Genomic DNA, 24,248 nt, shown 5'->3' on the forward strand with positions numbered 1-24,248 from the left:
CAAATAAAAGACTAGAGCACCTGCGCGACGCCCGGAATTTTGCGTAAAGCGCCGGTCGCGGCCCAGCTCATGGCGAGCGTTAGGACAAAGACGATCAGCGCTTTCAGGATCGCGGTTTCCTGCATGGCCGGCGCCAGCGCGTGGCCGAACAGGGCATATTGCAACCAGAGCAGCGGGAGATAGTGAATCAGGAAGATTCCAAACGAGCTTTCCCTTAAAGAGTCGAGAATGCTCCGGCCGCGGCTTTCGAATTTCAGAAACAGCGCAAGCAGATTGAGTGTCTGCGAGGCGCTGAAGCAGGCGAAGAAGAAGGCATGCGCGGTGTCCCACCAAGGCGGCGGATTATCGGGATCGCCTAAGAATTCGCGCTTGTAATAGATAAGCCCGATCAGGCCGACGAAGGTTACGACCGTCGCCAAAAGCCATGCCGGCCATCGCCGCGCCAGTTCGCCGTCTTCGGATAAAAGGCCGAGGTGGCTGGGCACTGAGCCGATGCCGACGCCGACGAAGAAATAGAGGGCGTACAGCAGAATTCGGTCCGCCTGGATGGCAAGCGGGCCCAACGTGAACCATCGCCCGATGCCGAAATAAAGATCCAAGGGAACGTAGACGACGACGGACGCGGCGAGCAACGCCCAGAAGGCGAGAGCAGGACGATTGCAGCTTGCGATCGACAGACGCCCGATGGCTTCCACCATGCCGGGCGCGACGCGATAGACCACCACCGCCAGCATGTCGAACGCAAGCAATACGGCGAGGAACCAGATCGGGCCGCTTTCCCAGGGGCCGACTGTCACGGTTTTCACCAAATACGCGCCGAAGCCTTCGCCTGAGTTGCGAAGCGCGACGGCATAGTAAGCGATCGGCATCAGGATCGTGGCGCCGACCGCGAACGGCAGTCCGAGGCGCAACCAGCGTCCACGCAGGAAGGCGGCTACTCCCTTGCGTTGCAGGCTGGGCCAGGTGAACAGCCCCGAGAGCAGAAACATCGCCACCATCATGAAGCTGTCGTTGAAGGTCACGAGCCCATCGAAACCCAGGAACGACTGCCGGTCGGTATGGCCGTAATAAGTGTAGGGGATGACCGAGTGGTGGATCAGCACCAGAAGAATGACGAAGGACCGCGCGCGGTCGAACGCGGCGTTGCGTCCTCTCGCTTTGGATGGGGCCGCCTTGGATAAAACCTCGGCTGCCGTGGGCGGGGCCAAATTGACCGACATGGCAATTCCAGCTGGCGTCGATGAAATCTTGCCGTCCGGCGGATGATTGAGCAAGAGCGCGGCGCCGCAACCCCGCCGGGCGTCGGTGCATGCGGACGGTTCTCGCAAAGGGAACCAACAGCGAGGCGGGAACGTTGGGCGTGCGAGATACAGGCGTTCCGGCGAACCCCCTGGAGGATTCGGACGGCGTGGAGGATTAAATGACGCTTCTGAAGTGGGCGCTTATTTTCTTCGTGGTGTCGGTGATCGCCGGCGTCCTCGGCTTTACCGGCCTATCCGCGGCCTCGGCGGATATCGCCCGGTTTCTGTTCTACGTGTTCGTGGTGATCTTCCTGGTCCTGCTGATCCTCGGCCTGACGATCTTCCGGGTGTAGTTGCCCGCTGCGGCTTTTGCAGTCATTCCCGGATGGTGCGTAAGCACCAGATGGGAACCTCGAGATTCTCCGATGTGTGAGGGCACATCGTAGTTCGATGTTTGACATCGCCCCGGAATGACGTCCGAAAAACTCAGGCCACTTCCTCGATCTTGACCTTGTCAGGATAGAAGGCGAGGTGCCCGGAAATCTCGGTCATGGCCGGAAACGGATTTTCATAGGTCCAGATCGCATCGGCGATGATCTTGCCGTCGGCATTGATGCTAAAATAATTCGCATCTCCCTTGTAGGGACAATGCGTCACCCGCTCGCTGCGCGAAAGCACCGCCATATTCGCATCCTTGCGCGGTAGATAACTGACCGCGGGATAGCTCGCTTCCTTCAGCGTGAGGACATTGGTCGAATCGGCAATCACGACGTCGCCTACGGAAACGCGCACGCGCCGCGGATTTGCCTTGATCGTGATCGGATGGTCGGGGCCTGGTAATTTCATGGTTGCCGCCTCTTGAGCCCGCGTCGCGGCGGGCCTTGCTGTGATCTGACGCCCAATATAGTGCGAGAAGGCGTGACCCAGAAGGCCATTCGCGCTAAGTTGAAGCACTTCAGCCCACTGAGCGGGCCGAAGGGGCGAGGGTAAAAGGAGAAATCTGGAATGCCGATGGACGCCCACGATATCGAATCGATGATCAAGGCTGCGATTCCCGACGCCGAGGTGACGATCCGGGATCTTGCCGGTGACGGCGATCACTACGCGGCCACCGTGATTTCGGAATCGTTTCGCGGCAAGTCGCGTGTCCAGCAGCACCAGCTCGTCTATCAATCGCTTCGGGGCCAGATGGGTGGGGTGCTCCACGCGCTGGCGCTGCAGACCGGCGTGCCGGAATGACCGGGCCGATCCGCCAAGGCACGACATAAGCGGTAGAGCAGCGGCATGCCGTGGGATACCGAGCGCGGGCCGTTGTTTCGCCCCATCGTGCCGAACCAGCACAGCCGGGTCACTTACGCCGAATTGCTGTTCGATCTCGTGTTCGTATTTGCGGTAACGCAGGTATCGCACACGCTGCTGTCGCATTTCACCCCGCTCGGCGCGGTGGAAACCACGTTGCTGCTGCTCAGCGTATGGTGGGTCTGGGTTTACACGTCCTGGGTCACCAACTGGCTCAACCCCGAACTGACGCCGGTGCGCGTGCTTCTGTTCCTGTTGATGCTGGGCGGGCTCGTGCTGTCGACCTCGATCCCGCTGGCTTTTGATTCCCGTGGATTGTGGTTCGCGATCGCCTATGCCGCGATGCAGGTCGGCCGCACCGTATTCTGGCTGGTATCGACACCGCCGGCGCGCACCGCCGCCCGGATGAACGCCATCCGCATCCTGGTCTGGCTGTCGGTCTCGGCGGTGTTCTGGATCGCCGGTGGACTGTCAGAAAGCCGGGAAAGGCTCTTGCTGTGGGCGGTGGCGCTGGGGATCGAATACGTCTCGCCGGCGGTGCGGTTCTGGATTCCCAAATACGGCGCATCGTCAATGGCCGACTGGTATGTCGAGGGTGGTCATCTCGCCGAGCGCTGCGCCGGCTTCATCATCATCGCGCTTGGCGAATCCATCGTCGTGACCGGCGCGACCTTCGCCGACCTGAGATGGACAAGCGAGGTCGTCGCGGCGTTCCTGTCGGCCTTCGTGGCGGCGCTGGCGATGTGGTGGCTTTATTTCCACAAGGGTGCGGAGGCCGGCTCCGAACTGATCTCGAGTTCAAACGAGCCGGGGCGGCTGGCGCGGCTCGCCTACACCTATCTGCATCTGCCGATCGTTGCCGGGATTATTCTATCGGCCGTTGCCGACGACCTCGTGCTCCAGCATCCCGCCGGGCATTCCGACGTCAGGGTGCTTGTGAGCACGATTGGCGGCCCGATGCTGTTCTTGATCGGCGCCATCCTGTTCAAGCACGCCATACGCGGGTGGCTTCAACTGTCCCATGGCGTCGGCATCATCGCGCTCGGTGTGCTTGGCTGGTTTGGCGCCGAGTTGTCACCATTGATGCTGTCGATCGCGACCACGCTGCTGATGGTGATCGTCGCGGCCTGGGAATCGCTCTCGCTGCGGTCGAACGCTGTCCGCTCCAAGACTCGGTCGGAAGAACCTCGATCGCAAGAACCTCAGTCGGAAGCCACCAACGCGTGAACCGAGAACAGGCCGGCTTCGTCCGTCCAGGATTCAAGCAATGTCCAGCCTGAGACGCGCGCGAGCAGGGCGAAACGGTCGATCGAGTATTTATAGCTGCTCTCGGTATGGATGCTTTCGCCGGGTCGGAATGAGAATTTCTGGCCGAGCACCTCGGCGGTCAGGGCTTTTTTGCTGATCAGATGCATCTCGATGCGATGACGGTCGCGGTTATAGATCGCGCGATGGATGAATGCGCCGACGTCGAAATCGCCGCCGAGCTCACGGTTGATCCGGTGCAGCACATTGAGGTTGAAGCGTGCCGTGACGCCGGCGGTGTCGTTATAGGCGTCGTAAAGGGTCCGCTCGTCTTTCTCGAGATCGACGCCGATCACCATTCGTGCGCCTTTGCCCAAGATCGCGCGCGCGCTCTTCAGAAAATTGCAGGCTTCGCCCGGTTCGAAATTGCCAAGCGTCGAACCCGGGAAAAAGCCGACCTTCGGCATCTCGCGCACCGCTTCCGGCAGCTCGAACGGCGCGGTGAAGTCCGCGGTAACCGGGTGAATGGCAAGACCGGGATAATCGACGCGCAGGGTTTGCGCCTGGGCGTTGAGGAATTCACCCGATATGTCCACGGGAACGTAGGCGCCAAGCCGGCATTCGCCGAGCAACAGCCGCACCTTGGTGGTCGAGCCGGCGCCGAATTCAACCAGCGCCGCGCCCGCAGGGACCATCGCCGAAATCGCACCGCCTTGCTGGCGCAGGATCGAAAGCTCGGTGCGGGTCGGGTAATATTCCGGCAGAAGCGTGATCTGTTCGAACAGCTCCGAGCCGGTTGAATCATAGAAATATTTCGGCGACAGCCGCTTCGGGGCGCGCGACAGATCGCCGATCACGTCGCGGGCAAATACCGATGTCGGCTCGTCGAGGCGGTGCGCTTCGGACAACGCGGCGGCGTGCACATTCATGACAATCTCCCGGACGCGCTTTTCCGGCGCGCTATTAAAAAGAATTCTCAAAAGCGCGAGACCGCGCTTTTAGCTGTGTTTAAGCATGATCTTTTCGGAAAACCGGTTCCCACTTTTCCGGATCATGCGTTAGTAGTCAGCCAGCCGCAGGCCCGTGAACTGCCAGCGGTGGTGCGGATAGAAGAAGTTGCGGTAGCTGACACGGCAGTGACCACCGGGCGTTGCCAGCGATGAGCCGCGCAATACCAGCTGGTTGACCATGAACTTGCCGTTGTATTCGCCGAGCGCGCCCTCGATCGCGCGATAGCCGGGGTAGGGTGAATAGGCACTGCGCGTCCATTGCCAGACGATGCCGAAGGCATCGTTGAGAACGCCGGCGCGAGCCGCGACTTCCCACTCCATCTCGGTCGGCAAATGCTTGCCGCGCCAGCGCGCAAAGGCGTCGGCCTCGTAATAGCTGATGTGGCAGACCGCAGCTTCCGGATCGACCGGCTTCAGGCCGGCGAGCGTCATGATGTGCCACTTGCCGTCGATCTCGCGCCAATGACCGGGCGCCTGCCATGCTTCCGCGCTGGCGGCCGCAAAGCCGTCCATCAGCCAGAGCGTGGGCGTGGTGTAGCCGCCATCCGCCATGAAGGCGATCCATTCGGCATTGGTGACGAGGTGGCGCGAAAGCCGAACCGGGCCCACCAGCGCGCGGTGGACCGGCTTTTCATTGTCGAAATGAAAGCTGTCACCGGGGTGGCCGATCGAGTGGATGCCTTCGTTGAGGCTGATCCAGTCTTCGCCGGAGCCGCTTGCGGCCGGGAAATGCCACGACGGGTCGTAGGCCGGCGGTATCGGGTTTTGCGCAAAGGCGTGCAGGATGTCGGTCCACATCAATTCCTGATGCTGCTGCTCGTGGTTGAGGCCGACCTCGACCAGCGGCGCGATCGCGGTCAGTTGGTCGTCGGCGGCCTCACGGAAGAACTTCACCACCGCCGCATCGACGTGACGGCGATAGGCCGTGATCTCCTCAGCGGAGGGCCGGGTCAAATCGCCGCGCCGGGAGCGGGCGTGACGGGGCCCTGCGCTGACGTAATAGGAATTGAACAGGAAGGCGTAGTCGGGATGGTAGGGCACATATCCCGGGCTGTGCTCGCCCAGCAGAAACTGCTCGAAAAACCAGGTGGTATGGGCGCGGTGCCATTTGGCCGGGCTTGCGTCCGGCATGGACTGGATCAGCTGATCCTCGGGGCTTAGGGGAGCCGCGCGACGTTCGGTCTCGTTTCGCACCGCGAGAAAAGCCTCGACCAGGTCATCGGCGAGGCTGATTTTTTCCGAAAATAACGACGCGGGAGCGGCGGCAATGGCGGATACGGTATTCGTCACTGGAGTACTCCGGGTCGCGAGAAGGAGAACGCTAGCCTCAAGGGCTGGTTCCCTGAGAACAGCCTGTCCTAGATAGGAGTTCCCTTTCGGGAAAAAAGCCTCCAAAGGCGTTATCGGTATGACCAAAGGTGTGATTGGCGGCAGCGCCAGCCCGCCCTTTTCACAGCTGGGAATGCCCCGCGGCATGCCAGCCTCCCGCCAATTTGCTTTGGATGCACAATTGTTTGGGATACATATATGGAGTCGCCGGGGGCGGGCTGGCGTAAGCCGCCGGATGGCCCGGCCCGAGTGGGGTGCATCACCCGCCCAAAAGGAAGACGATATGAGCATCGAACAATTCATCGACAATGAAGTGAAGTCGAACGACGTCGTGCTGTTCATGAAGGGCACGCCGCAATTTCCGCAGTGCGGGTTCTCCGGCCAGGTCGTTCAGATCCTCGATCACATCGGGGTCGGCTATAAGGGCCTCAACGTTCTTGAATCGGCCGACCTCCGCAACGGCATCAAGACCTACTCCAACTGGCCGACCATTCCCCAGCTCTATGTGAAGGGCGAGTTCGTCGGCGGCTGCGACATCATCCGCGAGATGTTCCAGGCCGGCGAGTTGCAGCAGCTGTTCGCCGACAAGGGCGTGCCGGCTACGACTGCCGCCTGAACTTGACCGCACGGTTGATCGGCGACGCTCGGCTCGAAGTCGTCGTCGCCGATATCACGACCCTGCGCGTCGATGCCATCGTCAATGCCGCCAAAACGTCGCTTCTCGGAGGTGGCGGGGTCGATGGCGCGATCCACCGGGCCGCAGGGCCGGCGCTACTCGATGAATGCCGCATGCTGGGCGGCTGCGAAACCGGCAACGCCAAGATCACCAAAGGCTACCGGTTGCCGGCGAAGCACGTGATCCATGCGGTTGGCCCAGTATGGCACGGCGGCGATCACGGCGAGGGTCAGCTGCTTGCCTCCTGTTACGCCAGCGCCATTGCGCTTTGCCGCGTCAACGAACTGATCTCAATTGCCTTTCCGGCGATCTCCACCGGCGTCTTTTGTTTTCCCGCCGATCGCGCAGCCCATATTGCGGTTTCAACCACAGTCGATGCGCTGAAAGCCGCGCCCACCCTCCGCCGCGTGATCTTCTGCTGCTTTTCAAAAGAAAGCGCAGCCTTGCACGAACGGGCTTTAGCCGCTCTCGGCAAGCCTTGTGCCGATTGAGCCAGCGATTACACTTTGCCGACCCTGGCAGGCGGCGGAAGTGATTATGAAATTTCGTAAGTTCGGCGACCGCCTTTGGCGATTCTACCTCGCTGCGGCGCTCGTGCTGTTCTGGGCAGCGATCCCGGCTAATATGGCTGTCGCGGAATCGCCGCGCCCGGTGTCGCGTCCGGTATCCTCCGGCTTTTCGGCGGAAGGGCTCGCGCACGTCAGCGAATACATGCGCAACGAGGTCGCAACCGGCAAGATTCCCGGCGCCGTTCTTCTGATCCAGCAGCACGGCAAGCCGGTACTGCTCGAGAATTTCGGGGTGATGGATGTCGACAGCCGGCGTCCGATGCGGTCGGATGCGATCTTCCGGCTCTATTCGATGTCGAAGCCAATCACCTCCGTCGCCGCCATGATGCTGGTGGACGACGGCAAGATGTCGCTCGACGATCCGCTGTCGAAATTCATTCCGGCCTTTGCCGAGACCAAGGCCGCCGTCGAAAAGCGCGATGCCGATGGCAAGGTGACCCTTGAGACCGAACCTCTCGTGCGTCCGATCCAAATTCTTGACCTGCTCCGTCACACCTCGGGCATCACCTATGAATTTTACGGCGACACGTTGGTTCGCAAGCTCTATGCCAACAGCGACCTCTTCGAGGGCGACTTCGACAACGCGCAGTTCGCCGAAAGGCTCGCGAAATTTCCGCTCGCCGAACAGCCGGGGACGCTGTGGGATTATGGCCATTCGACTGACGTGCTGGGCCGCGTCATCGAAGTCGTTTCGGGAAAGTCGCTGTTTGAATTCGAACGCGAGCGTCTGCTTAAGCCCCTCGGCATGCGTGATACGGGCTTTAGCGTCGATGATTCCAAGCGGGATCGCGTGGTTGAACCGCTGCCCGGCGATCGCTTTAAGGGCTCCATCGCCGGTCTTGGCGATCCGATCCTGCGGCGGCGCTGGCAGTCCGGCGGGGCAGGGATGGTAGGCTCCGCCTTCGATTATGCACGCTTCGCGCAAATGTTGCTCAATGGCGGCGTGTTCGACGGCCGGCGTTACCTGAAGGCGGAGACGGTGAGGCTGATGACGTCAGACCATGTGCCGCCCGAGACAAAGATCGCCCGCGATCACTTCTACTTTCCGAGCGACGACAGCGGCTTCGGCCTCGGCTTTGCGGTGCGGACGGTGGCTACACCGCCGCTGCCGGCGGGAGAATATCGTTGGGATGGCGTCGGCGGCACCTTCTTCTTCGTCGATCCCAACGACGATCTGTTTGCGCTCTGCATGATGCAGTCGCCATCACAGCGCCAACGTATCCAGAACGAATTGAAGGCGCTGATCTATCAGGCGCTGAAAAAATAGGGTGGGCGCGGCGATGTCGACCCAGCAAACGGCGAAGGTCGCAGGCAGTCCCTCTCTCCGGCTGTTTGAACCGGCTTGCTGGCTCGGGCTCGCCGTCTATCTGACGCTGGTAATTGGTTTTGCCTGGAATCCGAACCCGCTGGCGCAAGCGCTGGCGGCGATCGGGATCCTCGCCGCCTTGGTCCATGCGGCTTTATTTTACGGCTGGAAGGATGGGTTGGCGCTGTTTGCGATCTGCGTCGTCATCACCTTTGTCATGGAAAATATCGGCGCCACGACCGGATTTCCGTTCGGCCATTATCATTTCGAGGTCGGCGCAAAGCTGCCGCATGTCGGCGTCATCCCGGTTATCGTTGGGCCGCTGTGGTTCGGCATGGGATATTTCTCCTGGCATGTCGCCGCGGTTCTGCTCGGGGCGGACGGGCGTCCGGGCCGGACATTCGAACGCCTTGCATTGCCGCCTGTGGCCGCCTTCGTGATGACGCAGTGGGACGTGGTGATGGAGCCGGCGGAATCCACGATCGCAAAGGCCTGGATCTGGCATGACGGCGGAGCCCATTTCGGCGTGCCGCTGTCGAACTATGCCGGCTGGCTGTTGACCACGTGGCTGTTCTATCAGGCCTTTGCCATCTATCTCGGCCGCCGGGCCGGCCTGCCGGTGCCGTCGGCCACATGGGGGCGGACGCTGCGGCTGGTCGCGATCGCCTTTTATCTAAGTTCAGGCCTCACCCATCTGACGCCGTGGCTGATCGGCCAGAGCGGCGAGGTCGTGGATGCGGCGGGCCAGCTCTGGCGCATCAGTGATCTCAGGGCAACTACCGTCGTCATCATGCTGTTCACGATGTTCTTCACGTCCGTGCTGGCGGCCTCGCGGCTTGCGACGGACAGAACCGGTCGCTGAAAAAGGTCCGCCGCTTATGCTTTCCGCACGATCTCGCGCACGTGGCCCAGCATTTCCTCGATCATGGCCGAGGTAACATCCAGATGCGTGCAGGCGCGGATGCGGCCATCCATCACGGCGATCTGCACGCCGCGCTTGTTCAAGGCGGCGACCATGTCGGTGGCCGTGAGGCCGGCGCCATCGGGACGGAAGAACACGAGATTGGTTTCGGGCTCTTGCACCTCAATACCCTGGATCTGCGACAGGCCCCGCGCCAGCGCGCGGGCATTGGCGTGGTCTTCCGCCAACCGGTCGACATGATGGTCGAGCGCGTAGGTGCAGGCGGCCGCGCAAATGCCGGCCTGCCGCATCGAGCCGCCGAGCCGCTGCTTCCAGCGCCAGACCTCGTCGATGAAGTCGCGCGTGCCGGCCAGCGCCGCGCCGATCGGGGCGCCCAGGCCCTTCGAAAAATCGATCCAGGCCGAATCCCAGCCCGCGGTCATGTCGCGTGCGCCAATGCCGCTGGCAACCGTGGCGTTCAACAGCCGCGCGCCGTCCATATGGGTGGCAAGCGGGCCAGCCTTGGCCTCCGACTTGGCGATTTTGACGACCTCGTCGAGATCGGCCTTCTTCCAGATGGTGCCGCCGCCGATATTGGCAGTCTGCTCGGCGCTCACCAGCGTCTGCGGCGGCTGGTAGCGCGTGCGCGGATGAAGTGCTGCGCGAAAAGTGTCGGGCGCGAACTTTCCATCGGCGCCGGTGAGCGGCGTGATCTGGAATCCGCCAAGGGCTGCATGGGTGCCGCCTTCGCGGGCGATGATATGGGCGGAGACGTGCGCCAGGATTTCATCGCCGGGCCGGCAATACACCAGCGTCGCCGTTACATTGCACATGGTGCCCGACGGCAGGAAGACCGCGGCTTCCTTGCCCATGAGATCGGCGACGCGGTCGCAGAGCAGATTGACGGAGGGATCATCGCCGACCTGCTCGTCGCCTACTTCGGCGCGCGCCATCGCTTCGCGCATTCCCGCCGTCGGGCGGGTTTGCGTGTCCGACAACAGGTTGATGCGGATCGGAGGCGCCTTGGGGTCGCGGCGGGCAGGGGTGTAGTAGGTCATTGGACGATGTCTCTCAGAGTAGTCTTACGGGCTAGTCCGTCGGACTATGTTGTTATTTCGAGATTGAAGTGTCCGGCGATCTTACCGAAACAAAAAGGCCCCGGCAAAACCGGGGCCTTCGATAGCTGTCAGCACTGAAATCACATCAGCGCGAATAGAATTCGACGATCAGATGCGGCTCCATCTGCACCGCGAACGGTACGTCCGACAGCGCGGGCACGCGAACGAACTTCGCGGTCATCTTGCCATGGTCGACTTCCAGGAAATCCGGCGTGTCGCGCTCGGGAAGCTGGCTCGCTTCAAGGACATGCGTCAGTTGCTTGGAAGATTCCTTGACCTCGATGAGGTCGCCGACCTTCAGCTTGTAGCTGGAGATGTTGACCTTGCGGCCGTTCACCTTGACGTGGCCGTGATTGATGAACTGGCGGGCGGCAAACATCGTGGCAACGAACTTGGCGCGGTACACGACCGTGTCGAGACGGCGCTCCAGAAGGCCGATCAGGTTCTCACCGGTGTCGCCCTTCATGCGTCCGGCCTCGACATAGATGCCGTGAAACTGGCGCTCGCTGATATTGGCGTAATACCCCTTCAGCTTCTGCTTGGCGCGCAACTGCACGCCGAAGTCGGAAAGCTTGCCCTTGCGCCGCTGGCCATGCTGGCCGGGGCCATATTCGCGGCGATTCACGGGGCTCTTCGGGCGGCCCCAGATATTCTGGCCCATACGGCGATCGATCTTGTATTTCGCCTCACTGCGCTTTGTCATCGCGTCCTCTTTAAGTAACGGTTGGGTTTGAGGAAACGCGCCCTCCTGTGCGCCGGGAATTCCCCGGTGCCGACAGGTCCATGCCCCAAGCTTGAGGATGGACCGCGGGTCGCGAAACGCATCGCGGGCCGAAAACGGCCCGCGAGCAGGGCGGTTTCTAGGCAGAAACGGCTCACCTGTCAATGCGAATGGGCTGGCCCGGCGGGCGGTGCTTTCAGGGGCCTTTTAGACGGCCAGCGCCAGTATTTCGGCGGAAATCTCGGTATTCAGCACCTGTTCCAGCCGGGACATTGCCCGGGTGATGACCACGGCGTCCGTAACCCGGTGATCCCAGCGCAGGATGACGTCAATCCGGTTATCCGGCCCGGCCATGCCATAGCTGACCAGGAACGGGCTCGGGCTGATCGCGTGAAGCGCGCCGGGCCCGTAGGCTGCGACCGAGGTCACGCCGAAACTTCCGAAATTGTTGGCGCACATCCGCCCGACATTGAGGCCGAGCCACCAGCTGAAGCGGCGGAGCGGCAGCGGCAGACGGCTCGCCAGCAGGATTTTGCGGAACGCCGGGATATCTTCGATCGATGCGGTCTTGGCGCGGCGGATCTGCGCGTCGATCTCGGCGAGCGGATGCTCCTCGGGGGCGGGGATCTTCTCGGGCAGGATGCAGTCCTCACCGTCCTCGACCCGCGCCACCGCGACCATTGCAACGCTGCGCGGCAGTTCGAAGAAATGCGGCCAGGGCAGCTTGACGTAGAGCGTCCGCAGCACCGGCTCTTCCTTGGCGACGATCGCAAACGCCTTGACGAATACGGCCGCCCAGCCGGGCGGAGATTTGGCTTTCGCGCGCGCCGCCATAAAGGGGCCGATATCGAGCGAGCGCGAGAACGAAATAAAGGGCACGCGCATCGACGCATGCATCAGGTCGACAATGAAGCGGCGCGGCAATGAGATTTTTCGCTTCGTTCCGCGCATCGCTTTCGCTCGGTTTCCTTCGGTGAGACCCCGGCTTTTCTCGCACGCGAGTTTATGGAGCGCCAGATGAACCGGACATAAACATATGAAAAATATATGGAAATGTACCCTTACGCCGGCATGCGGCCGCCGAAAAATGGCATGAGCGCCTCGCTCAGCCGGTGCGGCCGTCCCGAGGTGAAGATCATGTGGGCCCCGGCCTCGTCCGCCTTGCCGCGCGTTTCCGGCAATAGATTCATCACACGCCGGGCGATCGCAGGCGCCGGGTCAATCCAGTTGACCGGCCAGGGCGCCAACTGATTCAGCCGATCCAGCAACAGCGGATAGTGCGTGCAGGCGAGCACGATGGTGTCGGTGCGCTTTGCGATGTCCTCGCCGGCGCCGACGAAACAAGGTTCTAGTTCGGCCAGGATCGCCTCATCGCTGACCACGCCGCCGCGGAGCGCCGTCTCAGCGAGCGTTGCGAGCTCTGCCGAGCCGACCAGCGTCACCTCGCATCCTCTAGCGAAATCGCGGATCAGGGCCTTGGTATATTCGCGCGCAACCGTGCCCTTGGTGCCGAGCACCGAGACGCGTTTGGTTTTCGAGGCTGCGCAGGCTGGCTTGATCGCCGGGACGGTGCCGACAAAGGGCACTGAATAGCACTCGCGCAAATGCGGCATCACGAGCGTCGAGGCGGTGTTGCAGGCGATCACCACGAGGTCGGGATGATGCGCGGCTATCAATTCGCCCATCAGCGGCACCAGTCGGGCGATGACTTCTTCCTCGCCGCGAGGGCCGTAGGGAAAAAAAGCGTCATCAGCGACGTATAAATGACGCGCATCGTCGCGTGCCCGCACGACCTCGCGCAATACCGTGAGGCCGCCAAGGCCGGTATCAAAGACAAGTATCGTCGGAGGTATCTTCACGAAAACCATCGTAGCCGATCCCGCGTTACCTTTCAGTTGCTTTTGCGATCGATTGGCATCGGGAATAACTCCGGCTTTGCATAGGTTCTAAGAGGAAGCTGCCAAATCGGGCACGACGAAAACCATCGTTTTAATGTAGTCAGTACAAATTCAAAACCGCGGGATAACGGATGATACGGAATACGACTTCGAGCTGGGGCAGTGTCGCTCGCGCCTTTCACTGGATTGTTGGCCTCACCATCATCGGCATGCTGGCATACGGCTGGTGGATGAACCACATCCCGGCGCGGCCGGATCGTTTTTTCTACCGTTCGATCCATGCCGATATCGGCTACGTGCTGCTTGTCCTCATCGCCCTTCGCCTGATCTGGCGCGCGATCAACCCCACGCCGGCCCTGCCGGCCGATACGCCCCGCTGGAACCGGATTGCGGCTGCGACCAGCCACGGCGCGCTCTATCTCGTCGCTATCTTGGTGATCATGCTCGGCTGGGCGCATTCAGGAGCTCGGCCGCAGGGTGACTATGGGAGCTTTTTCGGTCTGTTCCACGTGCCGCAGTTCACCTCACCCGACAAGGCCACCGCCGATGCCTTTGAGGACCGGCACATTTACGCCGCCTATGTGCTGCTGGCGCTGATCGTCATTCACCTCGGCGCCGCCGCCTGGCACCACTACATCAAATGCGATCGCGTGGCCGCGCGGATGGTGGACGGAAAGGCGGGCTGAAGCTTTTCTTCAGGCCTTGCCGAACACGCGCGTGAAGATCGTGTCGACGTGCTTGAGGTGATAGCCGAGGTCGAATTGCTCTTCGATCTCGGCGTCGGTCAGGTACTTTTTGACGTCGGCGTCCTTCTTCAGCAGCGACTGGAAGTCGCCTTGGCCGCGCCACACCGGCATCGCGTTGCGCTGCACGAGTTTGTAGGCGTCCTCTCGGCTCGCACCCTTTTGCGTCAGCGCGATCAGAAGCCGCTGTGAATGGACGAGCCCGCCGAGGCGATCGAGGTTCTTCTGCATGTTTTCGGGATAGATCAAAAGCTTCTCGACGAGGCCGGCGAGGCGATTGAGCGCGAAATCCAGTGTCACCGTGGCATCCGGTGCGATCATGCGTTCGGCGGAGGAGTGCGAGATGTCGCGCTCATGCCAGAGCACGACATTCTCCATCGCCGGCGTTACATACGCCCGCACCATGCGCGACAGGCCGGAGAGATTTTCCGACAGCACCGGGTTGCGCTTGTGCGGCATCGCCGAAGAGCCCTTCTGGCCCTCGGAGAAGAATTCTTCAGCCTCCAGCACTTCGGTGCGCTGCAGATGGCGGATTTCGGTGGCGAGACGTTCGACGGAGGAGGCGATCACCCCCAGCGTCGCAAAATACATCGCATGGCGGTCGCGTGGGATCACCTGCGTCGAGATCGGCTCGGGACGCAAACCCATCGCTTTCGCGACGTGCTCCTCTACCCGCGGATCGATCTGGGCAAAGGTGCCAACCGCACCCGAAATCGCGCAGGTCGCAACTTCGTGGCGGGCGGCGATCAGCCGGTCGCGGGCGCGGGAAAATTCAGCATAGGCGTAGGCAAGTTTCAGCCCAAAGGTCACAGGCTCGGCATGGATGCCGTGCGAGCGGCCGATGGTCGGCGTCATCTTGTGTTCGAAGGCGCGCTTCTTCAGCGCAGCGAGCACCTTGTCAATGTCGTCGACCAGAAGGTCGGCCGCGCGGGTCAATTGCACATTGAGGCAGGTGTCGAGCACATCCGAGGACGTCATGCCCTGGTGGACGAAACGCGCCTCGGGGCCGACGATCTCGGCCAGATGGGTGAGGAAGGCGATGACGTCGTGCTTGGTTTCCCGCTCGATCTCGTCAATCCGCGCCACATCGAAGATGACGTCGCGCGCCTTGGTCCAGACCACCTTGGCGGCCTCTTTGGGGATGACGCCTAATTCCGCCAAGGCGTCAGCCGCATGCGCCTCGATCTCGAACCAGATCTTGAAGCGCGTCTGGGCCTCCCAGATCGCAGCCATTTCCGGGCGGGTATAGCGGGGGATCATTGGCGACTCTGGGGTTTTTAAGGGGTTAGGGGCGCTTTAGCAGAGCGGGCGAGGGGTTACAAACGGCCCGCCCGGGGACGGCCGAAGACCTTGTGGACACCTAAAATCACAGAATATTGACTGACAGATATTGAAATCTGTCAGCGAGATGCCCTATATACGTCGTGACGCCTCAGCTTGAGGTGTTCCCTGTGAGGGCCGCACCGGCGGCAACAGGGTCCGAAAGAGGACTTCGCTATGACATTCGAAATTTTGCACCTGACCACCCAAATCCAACGCTGGCTCAATCAACGGATCGCCCAGCATCTGGCCGACCAGGCCGAACGACTAGCCCGCTAACCCCAAGGGATGGCTAGCCGTATATAGGTCAAGCTGACGCCAGCAGGAGTGCGCAGATGAACGAGAATGTGGTTTTGACCCCCGAACGCATTCTGCAAGTCACTGAGGACGTTCTGCGGCGGTATGGTTTGGCCAAGGCCACCGTGGTTGACGTCGCGCGTGCGCTGGATGTGAGCCACGGCAGCGTCTACCGGCACTTCCCGAGCAAGGCCTCCTTGCGCGAGGCGGTCGCCAAACGCTGGCTGGAACGCGTGAGCGGGCCGCTTGCCAAAATCGCTGAAGGTTCGGAGCCGGCGCCTGCCAGGCTCGATCGCTGGCTGCGCGGCCTGTTTGCCGCGAAGCAAAAACGGTTTCTGGAAGATCCGGAAATGTTTGCGACTTACCTTACGCTGGCGCGTGAGGCCTGCAAATCGGTCAACGGGCATAAAGCGTGCCTGACCGATCAGTTGGAGTTGATCCTGGCCGATGGCGTCAAGCACGGCTCCTTCGAGATTGCCGACACCAAAGCCACCGCAAAAGCGATTTTCGACGCCGTCACCCGCTTCCACCATCCCGCCCATTCCGACGAATGGAGCGATCCGCAGTTGCCCGAGCGGATCGACGTGCTGATTGCACTGCTTTTGAGAGGAGTTGAGTCCCGGCGCACGCATTAGGGGTCTGTTCCCGATTTTTCCAGATATAGCCGATTTGCTGGCTGCTTATCCCCAGTAGTTTGATATCCGTCAAAAGCGGAGTTGGAGCCAGCCGGTAAGCTCGGCTGGTGTCGCGGTTCTGACATTCGTATCTTATCGCGGCGTCCACTTTTACGAATGTCAGAACCAAAGGGACACCAGCAACTATATCGTTCCAGTGCGGGTTTGACACTGACGTTCCTTCGAAGAACTCGCGGCAACACTGAAAGGAACGTCAGTGTCGCCACACTGTGAGGCGGTGCGTGCGGCTGGCATTCTTTGCGGACATTCACGCCAACCGGCAGGCATTCGCGGCATGTCTTGATGCCGCTCGTGCTGGTGGCGCCGAGCGCTTCATTTGCCTCGGCGACTATGTCGGCTATGGCGCCGATCCCGAGTGGACGGTTGAGACGGTGATGGGGCTCGTCGAGCAGGGGGCCCTTGCGGTGCGCGGCAACCATGACACGGCCATTTGTTCGTCGGCCGAAAGCATGAATGCCGAGGCCCAGGCCGCGATCGAATGGACACGTGGCCGCTTGAGCGCGCCCGAGCGAAAGTTTCTTTCCGAGCTGCCGTTGACGCGCGACGAAGACGATCGCCTCTACGTGCATTCCGACGCCAGCCAGCCAGCCAAGTGGCGTTATGTTCGATCGACCGCGGATGCCGGGCGAAGCCTGATCGCGACCGATGCGCACATCACCTTTTGCGGCCATATCCACCGGCCGGCGCTTTATTCGATGTCGGTTACCGGGAAGATGACGAGCTTCGTTCCGATTTCCGGCGTTAATGTGCAGCTGTTGCCGGGCCGGCGCTGGCTCGCCGTTATTGGCTCGGTCGGCCAGCCGCGCGACGGCGATCCGGCGGCATGCTTTGCGATGTTCGACACAATCTCCCGCGAAATCACCTACTGCCGCGTTCCCTATGACGTCGACGCAGCGGCCGCGCGCATTCGCGAGAACGGTTTGCCGTCATTGCTCGCCGATCGCCTCTTTGTCGGGAGATAGAGCGATGGCAAAATTTGTGGTTCAGCCCGGCGCCGAACTCGACGGTTTCACGCTCGGCGAATGCGTTCACCGCGGCGGCATGGCGACGCTGTGGAGCGTCAGCCGGGCGGATATCGCTGCACCCCTGCTAATGAAGATCCCCAGGGTTTCGGAAGGCGAAGATCCCGCCGCCATCGTCAGTTTCGAGATGGAGCAGATGATCCTGCCGAAACTGAAGGGTATTCACGTGCCGCATTGTTACGCGACCGGCGACTTTGCGCACCAGGCCTATGCCGTGATCGAACGTATTCCGGGCACGACGCTCTACAGCCGTCTCGGTGAGTTGCCGCTCCCTTATGAAGAGGCGCGCGAGGTTGCGCTCAGGATCGCAACCGCGCTCTCCGACCTGCACCGGCAGAACGTCATTCATCACGACATCAAGCCCTCGAGTATCCTGTTTCGCCCCTCGGGCGAAGCGGTGCTGATCGACTTCGGCCTGTCGCATCACAACCAGTTGCCTGATCTGTTGCAGGAAGAATTCCGCGTGCCTTACGGCACCGCGCCCTATATGGCGCCGGAGCGGCTGCTCGGCGTCCGCGACGATCCGCGCAGCGACCTGTTTTCGCTCGGCGTGCTTTTATACTTTTTCACCACCGGCGTGCGGCCCTTTGGCGAGAGCGAAACGATGGCGGGGATGCGGCGGCGGTTGTGGCGCGATCCCTATCCGCCGCGCCAATTGAAACCGGACTATCCGCCCTGGTTGCAGGAAATCGTGCTGCGTTGTCTTGAGATCGATCCGGTGTGGCGATATCCGACGGCGTCGCAATTGGCGTTCGAACTGGCGCATCCCGACCAGATCAAGCTGACCGTACGCGCCGAGCGGATCAAGCGCGATCCGCTTTCCACCGTCTGGCGCCGCCGCTTCAACGGCAATCTGATCGAGCCGCGCGGCAAATCCGCCGTTGCGGCGCAGCTTGCCTCAAGCCCGATCGTCGCGGTCGCCATTGACGTGACCGAAGGGTCAAGCGAACTGAACGAAGCGCTACGTGTCACGGTCGGGCGCATCCTCAAGACCTTGCCGTCGGCACGGCTCGCCTGCCTGAATGTGCTCAAGCTCGGCCGAGTCACGATCGATCGCACGCTGGACGAGCAAGGCAACAACAAGCATGTCGGCCGGTTGGTGACGTTGAAGCATTGGGCCTCGCCGCTCAAACTCGACGAGAGCCGATTGACCGCGCATGTGCTGGAAGCCGTCGATCCCGCAGGCGCGATCCTGGAATTTGCGGAAGCCAATCATATCGATCACATCGTGATCGGCGCGGGGCAGAATTCGTTTCCGCGCTTACTGCTCGGCAGCACGTCCGCCAAAGTCGCAACTGAGGCTTCCTGCACCGTCACCGTGGTTCGTCCGCCGCGGCAGGCAACGCTGTCCGGCGGGCGCGAGCCGCCGCCCGATGACCGGTCGATACCGGTACTTTAAATCGCTTCGCCCCGCGCGATTGCCGCGGCCTGGCGGATCGCCGAGATATTGGCCTTATAGGCCTCCATCGTGCCGCCCTTGAACACCGCCGAGCCCGCCACAAAGGCGTTGGCGCCGGCGGCGGCGAGTTCGCCCGAATTATCCTTGGACACGCCGCCATCGACTTCGATGTCGATCGGCCGGCCCGCCGTCATCGCACGCAGGTCGCGGACCTTGGCCAGCGTCGAGGGAATGAAAGCCTGGCCGCCGAAGCCGGGGTTCACCGACATCACCAGCACGAGGTCGATGTTATCGAGCACATATTCGATTGCGGAAAGCGGCGTCGCCGGATTGAGCGAGACGCCGGCCTTCTTGCCGAGCGCACGGATCGCCTGCAACGAGCGATGCAGATGGGGACCTGCCTCGGCATGGACGGTGATGTGGTCACATCCCGCCTTGGCAAAGGATTCGAGATAGGGATCGCACGGCGAGATCATCAAATGGGCGTCGAAAATCTTCTTGGTGTGCGGACGCATCGCCTTGATGACGTCAGGCCCGTAGGAAATGTTGGGGACGAAATGCCCATCCATCACGTCGAGATGGATCCAGTCGGCGCCGGCGGCATCAACGGCGCGCACCTCTTCGCCGAGTTTCGAAAAGTCGGACGCCAGGATCGAGGGCGCAATCACGAGGGGACGGGGGACGAAGGAAGCGGGCATTAGCGCTGTCTTTCGAAAGCTGTTTCGAATGCGCGGAAAGCGCTTTTTCGGCCTAACATGTCCTAGTGTTCCGATTCTGACATTCGTCCGGTGTTGCCGCGAGCGATTTTACGAATGTCAGAATCAAAGGAACACTAGCAAATGTTGTCTTGCAGTACAGTTTTGGATTTGACATTCGCGAGACGGACTCGCTGCGGCACCGAGCGAATGTCAAATCCACTGTACTGGCGTCCTGCCGGCAATGCAGGGCCATTGGAGCGGAAAAATCTGCCGTCGAGCGGCACCAATTGCCGATCGGAGGCGGTGTTCCGGAATCGCGAAAGCCATCATATCACTGACTTTTTCGCCATGGCACGGCGCTTGCTCACCAGTATCAAGGTTACTTTCAAAGCTTGCTTATTCGGAGCTCTGCCATGTTGCCTGCCATTGGCGCCGCCTCGGCCGCACTCGACGCCATCCAGTCGCTGACTTCGCCCCAGCCAGGGTCGTCGTCGCAGTCGGCTGACTTTTTTGGATCCTTCTCCGATGCGGGCGACAGTTCGGCCGCGTCATCGGTCCAATCGCCCGTTTCCGGTTTCAGTACTGCCCAGATTTCGTCCGATAACCTCAATGCGCTTTTCAATGCGCAGAGCCAGTCCTCAGGCGATGTCGCTGGCGCGCCGGATTCCGATAGTTCGAACCCGGATTCGTCGTCAGCTTCCGCCCCCGGCACGGCCTCGTCGGCTTACAACGCGATCAATCAGCTAACACAGACGGCGGCGATCCCGCTCGCATTCAGTCCGTTCTCCGTCAGCGCCTGACGCGGAGTCTGTTTTCGGGGCTACTTCGGACCGCTATCCGAAGCGATCCCGCCAGGCCGGCAACGCGCCGGGCAGCGGCAATGCGGTCGCCGCATGAACGCCGCGGGCTATCGCGCGCGCCACGACATTGGCCGCGACCATGCCGAGTTCGGTGATGCCTGCCAGCAGATCGATGGGTCGTTCGCCGGTCGATGCCGCGAATACCACGTCACCATCCATCGGGGCATGCACCGGGTAGATCGCGCGCGCAAATCCGGTCTGCGCCATCACTGCCAAGCGCTTGGCTTGCGTCTTGGTGAGGGCGGCATCGGTCACGACGACGGCCAAGGTCGTATTCTCGACCGCGGTCGCCGCAGGGCCGCCCTTGATGCGCATCTTCAGCATGTCCGACGTAAACGATGCCGGCAGACCGCGCCCGCCATATTCGCCTGACATCTCGAACGGCGCCGCCCAGAACCACGGCCCGTCGCCGACCGTGACGGAGCCGAGCGCATTGACCACGGCGAGGGCGGCGACTTTGGTGCCATCTTTGGTCTGGGCGGAGGCCGAACCGAGACCACCCTTCAAGTTCGCCGTCAACGCGCCGAGACCTGCGCCGACGCTGCCGAGCTCAAAACTGACCGCGGCGTTCGCGGCCGCCTGGAAGCCGAGATCGCGATAGGGGGCATATCGCCCCCAGTTCTTGTTGCCGCCGTTGAGCAGGTCGAAGCAGATCGCGCCGGGCACGATCGGTATCACGGCGCCGCGAACGTTGAGGCCGCGGCCCTGTTCGGCGAGCCAGGCCTGCACGCCGCCGCCGGCCTCGAGCCCAAATGCCGAACCGCCTGACAGCGCGATCGCGTCGATCTTCTCCACGGTGTTGGCGACATCGAGCAGCGCGCCTTCGCGCGTACCGGGGCCGCCACCGCGCACATCCATCGCCGCGACCACCGGCTGGTCGAAGACAACGGCGGTGACACCGGAAGCCAGAGCCGTGTCGCCGGCGTGGCCGACGCGAACGCCCGAGATGTCAGTGAGGAGGTTATTCATGGCGTTCTTTAGCTTTCGAGGGCCAGCCTGATCATGCGTGCCAGATCGGACTTCCGGTACGGCTTGGTGAGCAGCAGCACGCCGGTATCCAGCCGCCCGTGGTGAACGATGGCGTTCTCGGTATAGCCGGACGTGAACAACGTCTTCAATGCCGGACGCAGCACCAGCGCTTCATCGACGAGTTGGCGGCCGTTCAGCGAGCCGGGCATGATGACGTCGGTAAACAAAAGGTCGATTGTCTTGGGGCTGTCGATAATCTTCAGCGCTTCCGACGCCCGGCTCGCCTCAAGCGTCTTGTAGCCGAGGCTTTCGATCTGGGTGATGACATAGCGGCGTACGAGCGCATCATCTTCGACCACCAGGATGGTCTCATGCCCGCCCTTGATGCTGGCCGACGCCTGCGATTCCACGGATGTATCCGACAGCCCGGTCGCGCGGGGCAGATAGATCTTCACCGTGGTTCCATGGCCGACCTCGCTGTAAATCTTGATATGGCCGTTCGACTGCTTGACGAAGCCGAACACCATGCTCAAGCCCAGGCCCGTACCCTTGCCGACTTCCTTGGTGGTGAAGAAGGGATCGAACACCCGTTCCAGATTTTCGGGCGAAATTCCGGTGCCGGTATCGCTCACGGCGACCATGACATAGTTGCCGACGGTCACATCCGTGTTCATCGCGGCGTAGCTCTCGTCGAGATAGGCATTGGCGGTCTCGATGACGAGTTTACCGCCGAACGGCATGGCGTCGCGGGCATTCAGCGACAGATTCAGGACAGCGGTCGTGAGCTGGTTTGGATCGACCAAAGCAGGCCAGCCATCCTCCGCAAGCTGCGCACTGATCTGGATATGCTCGCCAAGCGTCGGTCGCAACAATGTGGTGGTTTCCAGCACCAGGGTTTTGACGTCGATCTCGCGCGGTTGCAGGGGCTGTCTGCGGGCGAAAGCCAGCAAATGTTTGGTCAGGCTTGCGCCGCGCTCGGCTGCATCGTCGATCATTTTCGCGATCGCCGAAAGCTGCGGCTCATCCGCCACGGCGTCGGCCAGAATGCCGATCGTGCCTGTGATGACGGTCAGAATATTGTTGAAGTCGTGGGCGACGCCCCCGGTCAGTTGGCCGACGGCATCCATCTTTTGCGCCTGGTGGAAATGGGCTTCGGCGGCCTGTTTTTCGGTGAGGTCACGCCCGACGAAGAAATGACGGTGAATCGGCTCGGACCAGGCTCCCATCCAGCTCAGATTCACGATGCGTCCGTCCTTGTGGACGTAGCGGGTTTCAAAGTTGCGCATCAGGTGTCCGCGCCTGGCCGCGCGCATTTCCTGCCGCGTGCTTTCGAGATCGTCGGCGTGAATGAAATCGACGGCGGTGTGGCCGGTCATCTCCTCCGGCCGATATCCAAGGATCGCCATTGAGCTCGGGCTGACCTGGACGAACGTTCCCTTGGTGTCCGTAACCAGGATCAGATCCTGCGAGGTCTCGAAAATGCGCTGGCGCTCCTCAATTTCCTGGTTGAGCGCCGTCTGGATTTTCCTGCTTTCGGTAATGTCGCGCGCGATCTTCGAAGCGCCGACGATCTCGCCGGAAATGGAGCGCAGGGGAGAGATCGAGATTGAAACATCCAGTATCCTTCCGTCTCTCGTCTTCCGCTGGGTTTCGTGGTGGGCGATGGCCTCGCCTCGGCCGATACGGGCAAGAATATCGCGTAGCTCCGCAAGCCTTTCGGGCGGGGCGATCAGGTCGATATGCTCACCGACAGCCTCAATGGATGTGTATCCGAACAGGTGTTCGGCGGCAGGATTCCAGCCGGTGATGGTGCCGTCGAGCGTCTGGGTGATGATGGCGTCGTTGGAGGATTCCACCACCGCGCTGAACAGGCGTTCGCGTTCGCCATGGCGCAGTTGCTCGGAGGCGCTCTCCCGGCGCATGGTGTGCAGCAGGCGCGACAGCCGCGCCTGCAAGTTGATATTTTGCAAGAGCAGCACCGCCAGCACAAAACAGGCGGCGAACAGCCCGTAGACGCGTCCGATGTAGAAGCCGAAGTCGAACCGCCCAGCATTGAGCAGCGCCGACGACACCACATCGAGCAGCCAAGCGTACAAAACCACCATGATCCAGATGTCGAGCACCGAATGTGGCCGTCGCAGCCACAGAACGATCAGGGCTGCAAAATTTAAGAGCGAAACGGCGATAGCTGCGCCATAGAGCGCCGGCCTGTAGGACGGGCCATAGAGCGCGGGACCACCTCCCTTGGCGTCAAGAAGCGCCGGTAGCAGGTGATGCAGCTCCGTCACCACATAAACCGCGGCTGCCATCGCGGCAAAGACCGCAATGATGCTCCAGACGATCGCTTCGGTGACCGATCCCTTGATTTCGCGGCCGCCGTCCTTGTCTTTGAGCAGGGCGTAGCCGAGCACGAAGAGCGGAAATCCGCCGTGCCAGATCATATAAAGCCAGGCGGTGGTTTGCGATCCGGCGTTAAAGAGACCCGTCGGAGTAAGCAGATTCGGGAAGGTGAGGCCGTGAACGACGGCTATGACGGAAGTGAACAAGTAACCACTGGCAAGCACCAAGAGGGCTCGCGACCGCAGCAACGAAAACTGCGAAAGCAAAAGAATCGTCGTGATCAGGTCGTTGATTGCCAGCGCCGACTGGTAGCTGGCGACAAATGCCGGAACCGCCGGTAGCTGCACCCGCGAGAAGGGAAGGGTAACCCCAAAGAAAATCGTCGAGACAATAACGACGCCAAGGGCAATGTGACGGTCACGGTTGGTGGCAGGCAGCGTCGAGAGAAAAATATTGCGGTCGTCGCCTGCTTCCACCTTCGTCTCCTGGCGACCACTTTTTCGAAGTTCGTGCGCTGCCTCAGTCCGCGTTCGCCCGCCGCGTCAGTGGCCCGCCGACGCGAAGCAGTCGACAGCTATATTGGCCTTATTGT

At 61.5% G+C, this 24,248-nt stretch carries 24 protein-coding genes; 12 read left to right on the plus strand and 12 right to left on the minus strand.

What is annotated here, in order from left to right:
• Window positions 1–11: 11 nt before the first annotated feature.
• Window positions 12–1,220 (minus strand): acyltransferase family protein, encoded by a 1,209-nt coding sequence (locus tag ABSE61_RS19365; protein ID WP_423872740.1) that lies wholly within the window; start codon window positions 1,218–1,220, stop codon window positions 12–14.
• A 200-nt stretch (window positions 1,221–1,420) separates the two neighbouring features.
• On the opposite strand from ABSE61_RS19365, the gene ABSE61_RS19370 reads away from it, so the two are divergent.
• Window positions 1,421–1,594 carry a DUF1328 domain-containing protein gene (locus ABSE61_RS19370; RefSeq protein WP_423872741.1) on the plus strand — a complete coding sequence of 58 codons (174 nt, stop codon included), beginning with the start codon at window positions 1,421–1,423 and terminating at the stop codon, window positions 1,592–1,594.
• Between the two features lie 133 nt (window positions 1,595–1,727).
• Here ABSE61_RS19370 and ABSE61_RS19375 read toward each other — a convergent pair whose 3' ends face one another.
• On the minus strand, window positions 1,728–2,087 hold the full coding sequence (locus ABSE61_RS19375) for a DUF427 domain-containing protein (protein WP_423872742.1): 360 nt from the start codon (window positions 2,085–2,087) through the stop codon (window positions 1,728–1,730).
• Between the two features lie 159 nt (window positions 2,088–2,246).
• On the opposite strand from ABSE61_RS19375, the gene ABSE61_RS19380 reads away from it, so the two are divergent.
• Window positions 2,247–2,480, plus strand: coding sequence for a BolA family protein (locus ABSE61_RS19380; RefSeq protein ID WP_072822577.1), 234 nt, complete (start codon window positions 2,247–2,249; stop codon window positions 2,478–2,480).
• 45 nt (window positions 2,481–2,525) lie between these two features.
• The gene (locus ABSE61_RS19385) at window positions 2,526–3,767 is read left to right on the plus strand and encodes a low temperature requirement protein A (protein ID WP_423872743.1); all 1,242 of its coding nucleotides are present in this window, start codon (window positions 2,526–2,528) and stop codon (window positions 3,765–3,767) included.
• Here the strand turns inward: ABSE61_RS19385 and egtD are convergent.
• On the minus strand, window positions 3,743–4,714 hold the full coding sequence (egtD, locus tag ABSE61_RS19390) for an L-histidine N(alpha)-methyltransferase (protein WP_423872744.1): 972 nt from the start codon (window positions 4,712–4,714) through the stop codon (window positions 3,743–3,745). The two genes, ABSE61_RS19385 and egtD, sit on opposite strands and share 25 nt — an antisense overlap.
• Window positions 4,715–4,843: 129 nt before the next feature.
• A complete protein-coding gene (gene egtB / locus ABSE61_RS19395) occupies window positions 4,844–6,085 on the minus strand; it encodes an ergothioneine biosynthesis protein EgtB (protein ID WP_423872745.1) in 1,242 nt (413 codons plus the stop codon).
• 322 nt (window positions 6,086–6,407) lie between these two features.
• Between egtB and grxD the strand changes: the two genes are divergently transcribed.
• Genes grxD through ABSE61_RS19415 form a run of 4 tightly spaced genes read left to right on the plus strand, consistent with a single transcriptional unit; the run spans window position 6,408 to window position 9,537 of the window.
• On the plus strand, window positions 6,408–6,740 hold the full coding sequence (gene grxD / locus ABSE61_RS19400) for a Grx4 family monothiol glutaredoxin (RefSeq protein ID WP_423872746.1): 333 nt from the start codon (window positions 6,408–6,410) through the stop codon (window positions 6,738–6,740).
• A 2-nt stretch (window positions 6,741–6,742) separates the two neighbouring features.
• Window positions 6,743–7,291: an O-acetyl-ADP-ribose deacetylase gene (locus ABSE61_RS19405; protein WP_423872747.1), complete on the plus strand. Its 549-nt coding sequence runs from the start codon at window positions 6,743–6,745 to the stop codon at window positions 7,289–7,291.
• Window positions 7,292–7,337: 46 nt separating this feature from the next.
• Window positions 7,338–8,636, plus strand: coding sequence for a serine hydrolase domain-containing protein (locus tag ABSE61_RS19410; RefSeq protein WP_423872748.1), 1,299 nt, complete (start codon window positions 7,338–7,340; stop codon window positions 8,634–8,636).
• Window positions 8,637–8,649: 13 nt separating this feature from the next.
• Entirely contained in the window at window positions 8,650–9,537 is an 888-nt protein-coding gene (locus ABSE61_RS19415; protein WP_423872749.1) for a carotenoid biosynthesis protein, read from the plus strand.
• 14 nt (window positions 9,538–9,551) lie between these two features.
• On the opposite strand, the gene ABSE61_RS19420 is transcribed toward ABSE61_RS19415, so the two are convergent.
• From ABSE61_RS19420 to murI, 4 genes are all read right to left on the minus strand, one after another.
• The gene (locus ABSE61_RS19420) at window positions 9,552–10,634 is read right to left on the minus strand and encodes a threonine aldolase family protein (protein ID WP_423872750.1); all 1,083 of its coding nucleotides are present in this window, start codon (window positions 10,632–10,634) and stop codon (window positions 9,552–9,554) included.
• Between the two features lie 145 nt (window positions 10,635–10,779).
• Window positions 10,780–11,397, minus strand: a complete 618-nt coding sequence (rpsD, locus tag ABSE61_RS19425; RefSeq protein WP_423872751.1) for a 30S ribosomal protein S4 — start codon at window positions 11,395–11,397, stop codon at window positions 10,780–10,782.
• Between the two features lie 225 nt (window positions 11,398–11,622).
• On the minus strand, window positions 11,623–12,366 hold the full coding sequence (locus ABSE61_RS19430) for an acyltransferase (protein ID WP_423872752.1): 744 nt from the start codon (window positions 12,364–12,366) through the stop codon (window positions 11,623–11,625).
• Between the two features lie 110 nt (window positions 12,367–12,476).
• Window positions 12,477–13,283 carry a glutamate racemase gene (gene murI, locus ABSE61_RS19435; RefSeq protein WP_423872753.1) on the minus strand — a complete coding sequence of 269 codons (807 nt, stop codon included), beginning with the start codon at window positions 13,281–13,283 and terminating at the stop codon, window positions 12,477–12,479.
• A 161-nt stretch (window positions 13,284–13,444) separates the two neighbouring features.
• Between murI and ABSE61_RS19440 the strand changes: the two genes are divergently transcribed.
• On the plus strand, window positions 13,445–13,999 hold the full coding sequence (locus tag ABSE61_RS19440; protein ID WP_423872754.1) for a cytochrome b: 555 nt from the start codon (window positions 13,445–13,447) through the stop codon (window positions 13,997–13,999).
• Between the two features lie 9 nt (window positions 14,000–14,008).
• Here the strand turns inward: ABSE61_RS19440 and purB are convergent, their stop codons facing one another.
• Entirely contained in the window at window positions 14,009–15,316 is a 1,308-nt protein-coding gene (gene purB, locus ABSE61_RS19445) for an adenylosuccinate lyase (RefSeq protein ID WP_423872755.1), read from the minus strand.
• A gap of 395 nt (window positions 15,317–15,711) precedes the next feature.
• On the opposite strand from purB, the gene ABSE61_RS19450 reads away from it, so the two are divergent.
• From ABSE61_RS19450 to ABSE61_RS19460, 3 genes are all read left to right on the plus strand, one after another.
• On the plus strand, window positions 15,712–16,308 hold the full coding sequence (locus ABSE61_RS19450) for a TetR/AcrR family transcriptional regulator (RefSeq protein WP_423872756.1): 597 nt from the start codon (window positions 15,712–15,714) through the stop codon (window positions 16,306–16,308).
• A 281-nt stretch (window positions 16,309–16,589) separates the two neighbouring features.
• A complete protein-coding gene (locus ABSE61_RS19455; protein ID WP_423872757.1) occupies window positions 16,590–17,330 on the plus strand; it encodes a metallophosphoesterase family protein in 741 nt (246 codons plus the stop codon).
• 4 nt (window positions 17,331–17,334) lie between these two features.
• Window positions 17,335–18,789, plus strand: coding sequence for a serine/threonine protein kinase (locus ABSE61_RS19460; RefSeq protein WP_423872758.1), 1,455 nt, complete (start codon window positions 17,335–17,337; stop codon window positions 18,787–18,789).
• Here ABSE61_RS19460 and rpe read toward each other — a convergent pair.
• Window positions 18,786–19,487 carry a ribulose-phosphate 3-epimerase gene (gene rpe / locus ABSE61_RS19465; protein ID WP_423872759.1) on the minus strand — a complete coding sequence of 234 codons (702 nt, stop codon included), beginning with the start codon at window positions 19,485–19,487 and terminating at the stop codon, window positions 18,786–18,788. The two genes, ABSE61_RS19460 and rpe, sit on opposite strands and share 4 nt — an antisense overlap.
• Window positions 19,488–19,900: 413 nt before the next feature.
• Here rpe and ABSE61_RS19470 point away from each other — a divergent pair, with 413 nt between their 5' ends.
• Window positions 19,901–20,287, plus strand: coding sequence for a hypothetical protein (locus ABSE61_RS19470; RefSeq protein ID WP_423872760.1), 387 nt, complete (start codon window positions 19,901–19,903; stop codon window positions 20,285–20,287).
• A gap of 33 nt (window positions 20,288–20,320) precedes the next feature.
• On the opposite strand, the gene ABSE61_RS19475 is transcribed toward ABSE61_RS19470, so the two are convergent.
• Window positions 20,321–21,316 (minus strand): P1 family peptidase, encoded by a 996-nt coding sequence (locus ABSE61_RS19475; protein ID WP_423872761.1) that lies wholly within the window; start codon window positions 21,314–21,316, stop codon window positions 20,321–20,323.
• 8 nt (window positions 21,317–21,324) lie between these two features.
• Entirely contained in the window at window positions 21,325–24,132 is a 2,808-nt protein-coding gene (locus tag ABSE61_RS19480; RefSeq protein ID WP_423872762.1) for a PAS domain S-box protein, read from the minus strand.
• Window positions 24,133–24,248: the final 116 nt, after the last annotated feature.

Origin of the sequence: Bradyrhizobium sp. (assembly GCF_049519115.1) — a bacterium.
Lineage (GTDB): Bacteria > Pseudomonadota > Alphaproteobacteria > Rhizobiales > Xanthobacteraceae > Bradyrhizobium.

Bases quoted from the DNA above. Each gene is read 5' to 3' on its own strand.
- ABSE61_RS19420 (WP_423872750.1), bottom strand. From the start codon at position 10,634: ATGACCTACTACACCCCTGCCCGCCGCGACCCCAAGGCGCCTCCGATC.
- murI (WP_423872753.1), bottom strand. From the start codon at position 13,283: ATGGTTTTCGTGAAGATACCTCCGACGATACTTGTCTTTGATACCGGC.
- ABSE61_RS19475 (WP_423872761.1), bottom strand. From the start codon at position 21,316: ATGAATAACCTCCTCACTGACATCTCGGGCGTTCGCGTCGGCCACGCC.
- ABSE61_RS19380 (WP_072822577.1), top strand. From the start codon at position 2,247: ATGCCGATGGACGCCCACGATATCGAATCGATGATCAAGGCTGCGATT.
- ABSE61_RS19460 (WP_423872758.1), top strand. From the start codon at position 17,335: ATGGCAAAATTTGTGGTTCAGCCCGGCGCCGAACTCGACGGTTTCACG.
- ABSE61_RS19370 (WP_423872741.1), top strand. From the start codon at position 1,421: ATGACGCTTCTGAAGTGGGCGCTTATTTTCTTCGTGGTGTCGGTGATC.
- ABSE61_RS19375 (WP_423872742.1), bottom strand. From the start codon at position 2,087: ATGAAATTACCAGGCCCCGACCATCCGATCACGATCAAGGCAAATCCG.
- ABSE61_RS19365 (WP_423872740.1), bottom strand. From the start codon at position 1,220: ATGTCGGTCAATTTGGCCCCGCCCACGGCAGCCGAGGTTTTATCCAAG.
- ABSE61_RS19385 (WP_423872743.1), top strand. From the start codon at position 2,526: ATGCCGTGGGATACCGAGCGCGGGCCGTTGTTTCGCCCCATCGTGCCG.
- ABSE61_RS19430 (WP_423872752.1), bottom strand. From the start codon at position 12,366: ATGCGCGGAACGAAGCGAAAAATCTCATTGCCGCGCCGCTTCATTGTC.
- ABSE61_RS19450 (WP_423872756.1), top strand. From the start codon at position 15,712: ATGAACGAGAATGTGGTTTTGACCCCCGAACGCATTCTGCAAGTCACT.
- rpsD (WP_423872751.1), bottom strand. From the start codon at position 11,397: ATGACAAAGCGCAGTGAGGCGAAATACAAGATCGATCGCCGTATGGGC.
- rpe (WP_423872759.1), bottom strand. From the start codon at position 19,487: ATGCCCGCTTCCTTCGTCCCCCGTCCCCTCGTGATTGCGCCCTCGATC.
- ABSE61_RS19415 (WP_423872749.1), top strand. From the start codon at position 8,650: ATGTCGACCCAGCAAACGGCGAAGGTCGCAGGCAGTCCCTCTCTCCGG.
- grxD (WP_423872746.1), top strand. From the start codon at position 6,408: ATGAGCATCGAACAATTCATCGACAATGAAGTGAAGTCGAACGACGTC.
- ABSE61_RS19410 (WP_423872748.1), top strand. From the start codon at position 7,338: ATGAAATTTCGTAAGTTCGGCGACCGCCTTTGGCGATTCTACCTCGCT.
- ABSE61_RS19440 (WP_423872754.1), top strand. From the start codon at position 13,445: ATGATACGGAATACGACTTCGAGCTGGGGCAGTGTCGCTCGCGCCTTT.
- egtD (WP_423872744.1), bottom strand. From the start codon at position 4,714: ATGAATGTGCACGCCGCCGCGTTGTCCGAAGCGCACCGCCTCGACGAG.
- purB (WP_423872755.1), bottom strand. From the start codon at position 15,316: ATGATCCCCCGCTATACCCGCCCGGAAATGGCTGCGATCTGGGAGGCC.
- ABSE61_RS19470 (WP_423872760.1), top strand. From the start codon at position 19,901: ATGTTGCCTGCCATTGGCGCCGCCTCGGCCGCACTCGACGCCATCCAG.